The organism is Pseudomonas sp. 05N431, assembly GCF_056397005.1.
On sequence record NZ_JBFTMN010000042.1, the window covers coordinates 1 to 3,477 of the forward strand.

At 54.5% G+C, this 3,477-nt stretch carries 3 protein-coding genes; all 3 read left to right on the forward strand.

Annotation, left to right across the window (positions count from 1 at the left end; translation table 11 throughout):
* Positions 1 to 1,384 (forward strand): polysaccharide biosynthesis protein (locus tag AC1DIG_RS29150; protein WP_477770088.1); only part of this gene is annotated, 1,384 nt, incomplete at its 5' end.
* A gap of 255 nt (positions 1,385 to 1,639) precedes the next feature.
* Positions 1,640 to 2,665, forward strand: a complete 1,026-nt coding sequence (locus AC1DIG_RS29155) for an MraY family glycosyltransferase (RefSeq protein WP_477770089.1) — start codon at positions 1,640 to 1,642, stop codon at positions 2,663 to 2,665.
* Between the two features lie 52 nt (positions 2,666 to 2,717).
* On the forward strand, positions 2,718 to 3,477 hold a 760-nt coding region (locus AC1DIG_RS29160), incomplete at its 3' end, for a nucleoside-diphosphate sugar epimerase/dehydratase (protein ID WP_477770090.1).

Below are 3,477 nucleotides of genomic sequence, written 5' to 3' on the forward strand. Positions count from 1 at the left end.
TTTGCAGGTGTACAAGCCCAAGCACATCCAACGCATGATCGAAGAAACCGGCGCTCAGGAAATCCTGCTGGCGGTTCCTTCGGCCAATCGCGGGCGTCGCCGCGAGATTCTGGGCTTTCTGGAAGGTTTTCCGTTACACGTTCGAAGTGTGCCAGGTTTCATGGACCTGGCCAGCGGCCGAGTCAAGGTGGATGACATTCAAGAAGTCGACATCGCGGACCTGCTTGGCCGCGATGCGGTGCCGGCGCAGGGCGATYTGCTCGAGCATTGCATCAAGGATCAGTCGGTTCTGGTCACCGGTGCGGGCGGTTCCATCGGTTCTGAGCTTTGTCGCCAGATCCTGGCGTTGAAGCCGACCACGTTGCTGCTGTTYGAACACAGTGAGTTCAATCTTTACAGCATTCTGTCGGAACTTGAGCAACGTATTGCCCGTGAGTCGCTGTCGGTACGGCTGCTGCCGATCCTCGGTTCGGTGCGCAACCAGGACAAGCTGCTGGACGTGATGAAAACCTGGCATGTGGATACGGTGTATCACGCGGCAGCTTACAAGCACGTGCCGATGGTCGAGCACAATATTGCCGAAGGTGTTCTGAACAATGTGATCGGCACACTGAATACCGCACAGGCCGCGCTGCAGGCCGGTGTGGCGAACTTCGTGCTGATTTCGACCGACAAGGCCGTGCGGCCYACGAATGTCATGGGCAGTACCAAGCGGTTGGCGGAACTGACGTTGCAGGCGTTGAGTCGTGAGCTGGCGCCGGTGATGTTTGGCGACAAGACCAACGTGTCCCGGGTCAATAAAACCCGGTTCACCATGGTGCGGTTCGGCAATGTGCTCGGGTCTTCCGGTTCGGTGATCCCGCTGTTCCATAAGCAGATCAAGGCCGGCGGCCCGCTGACGGTCACGCATCCGAAAATCACCCGTTACTTCATGACCATCCCCGAGGCCGCGCAGTTGGTGATTCAGGCTGGCTCAATGGGCCAGGGCGGTGATGTGTTCGTGCTGGACATGGGCGAGCCGGTGAAGATTGTCGAGCTGGCGGAGAAGATGATTCACTTGTCGGGTTTGAGTGTCCGTTCGGACAAAAATCCTCACGGCGACATTGCCATCGAGTTTACCGGGCTGCGTCCAGGCGAGAAGCTTTACGAAGAACTGTTGATCGGTGACAACGTTGCCGCCACTCAGCACCCGATGATCATGACGGCCAATGAAGACCTGCTGCCCTGGGAAGTGCTCAAGGGCAAGTTGACGGAGTTGCTGTCTGCGATTGAGCTGGACGATTATTCGCGGGTTCGCCAACTCCTGCGCGACACTGTCAGCGGTTACGCTCCGGATGGTGAGATTGTCGATTTGATCTACCGTCAGCGTCGACTGGAGCCGTGACGGCGCGAAATCTGTTGTACTGAGGCTCTGCGCCAGGTTGCGCAGGGTTTGGCGATAAAAATGAGGCTGAGAATGTAGTCTTGTCATTGGATAAGAGTGCATTCCGGCCTTTTTTCGTCATTTTGAACACGATGACTCATCCTTTGATTGCCGGAAAACTGTATCGCTGGTAAAGGCTTATGGACTTCAAGCGCTTAAGTCACTGTTGACTGAGGCTTTCTATCCAAGGTTATTGCTAATGGACGCCCTTGCTCGATGAGTCTCTGGTTGTCGTTGCCAATTGTAGTTGGTATTTCTCTGATCCTGACTGGCGCCCTGCGTCGCTATGCGCTGAGCCGCAGCCTGATGGACATCCCGAATGCTCGCAGCTCTCATTCGAGGCCTACTCCACGGAGCGGTGGCGTAGCCATTGTTCTGAGTTTCTTCGCAGTACTGCCCGTTCTTGGCTGGTTTGGCGTCGTGAACTGGGAGCTGGTCTGGGCTTTGCTGGGGGCGGGTGGCGGTATCGCGATAATAGGTTTTGTCGATGACCATAGGCATATAGCTGTCCGTTGGCGCTTGCTTGGGCATTTTGCGGGAGCTGTCTGGGTACTCTGTTGGTTCAATGGTATGCCGGCGCTGAACATTTTCGGTATCTCGCTGAATCTGGGGTGGCTAGGAAATGTATTAGCAGCGGTCTACCTGGTGTGGATGCTGAACCTGTACAACTTCATGGACGGAATTGATGGGATTGCCAGTATCGAAGCGGTGTCGGTTTGCCTTGGCGCATGTCTGGTTTACTGGCTTTGCGGATACGAGTCCCTGATATGGGCTCCGCTGCTGCTGGCGATGTCAGTTTTGGGCTTTCTTTACTGGAATTTCCCCCCTGCGCGGATTTTTATGGGTGATGCAGGAAGTGGTTTTCTGGGCATGGTATTAGGCGTATTTTCGCTACAGGCCGCCTGGCACAGCACGAGTCTGTTTTGGGTGTGGTTGATCCTTATCGGGGTCTTCGTCGTGGATGCGACGTTCACATTGATAAGGCGATTTTTGCAGGGTGCAAGGATCTATGAGGCGCACCGCAGCCACGCGTACCAGTGCGCATCACGTCAATTAGGTACGCATTCGACCGTCACATTGGCGGTGTTGACGATTAATGTGTTTTGGTTATTGCCGATTGCTTTGTATGTTGAGTTGCTCGGTCTGGATGGCTTGATCGGCTTGGTTGTAGCGTATGTTCCCTTGGTGATTTTAGCGGTGTGGTTTCGTGCTGGAGAGTTGGAGAGTCACGTACACAATTGATTTTTATCAAGGTGGTTTTGTTGTATAGATTACGAAGGTAAACGACGGGATTATGGATAAAATACGAGCATATTTGTTGAGCCTTCCGCGTCGACACAAGCGCATTTTGCAAGTCATCACAGACTTTCTACTGGTTTGGCTCGCCTTGTGGATGGCGTTCGTTGTCCGCTTGGGCATCGACGAAATGAGCAATCCATTTACTCAACATTTTTGGTTGTTTCTAGCCGCTCCGGTAATCGCAATCCCTCTTTTTATTCGATTCGGGTTGTACCGGGCAGTGATGCGCTACTTCGGCAATGATGCCCTGATTGCGATCATCAAGGCTGTCAGCCTTTCGGCGCTGATTCTTGGGGTGGTGGTGTACTGGTACAGTAACCATCAGAACGTCGTCCCGCGCTCGATCATTTTTAACTACTGGTGGTTAAGCCTGATCATGGTGGGTGGGCTGCGCCTGGCCATGCGCCAGTATTTTCTGGGGGACTGGTTTACCGCGGCGCAGCACGTTCCCTTTACCAATCGCGACAATGGATTGCCCCGCGTTGCCATCTATGGGGCGGGTGCTGCCGGTAACCAGCTGGTTGCCGCCTTGCGCATGGGCCGGGTCATGCGCCCGGTAGCGTTTATCGATGATGATAAGAGCATTGTGGATCGGGTGATTTCCGGCTTGCAGGTGTACAAGCCCAAGCACATCCAACGCATGATCGAAGAAACCGGCGCTCAGGAAATCCTGCTGGCGGTTCCTTCGGCCAATCGCGGGCGTCGCCGCGAGATTCTGGGCTTTCTGGAAGGTTTTCCGTTACACGTTCGAAGTG

What these genes read in the sequence shown, in the direction of transcription:
- AC1DIG_RS29155 (WP_477770089.1), top strand. Translation starts at nt 1,640, where the DNA reads ATGAGTCTCTGGTTGTCGTTGCCAATTGTAGTTGGTATTTCTCTGATC.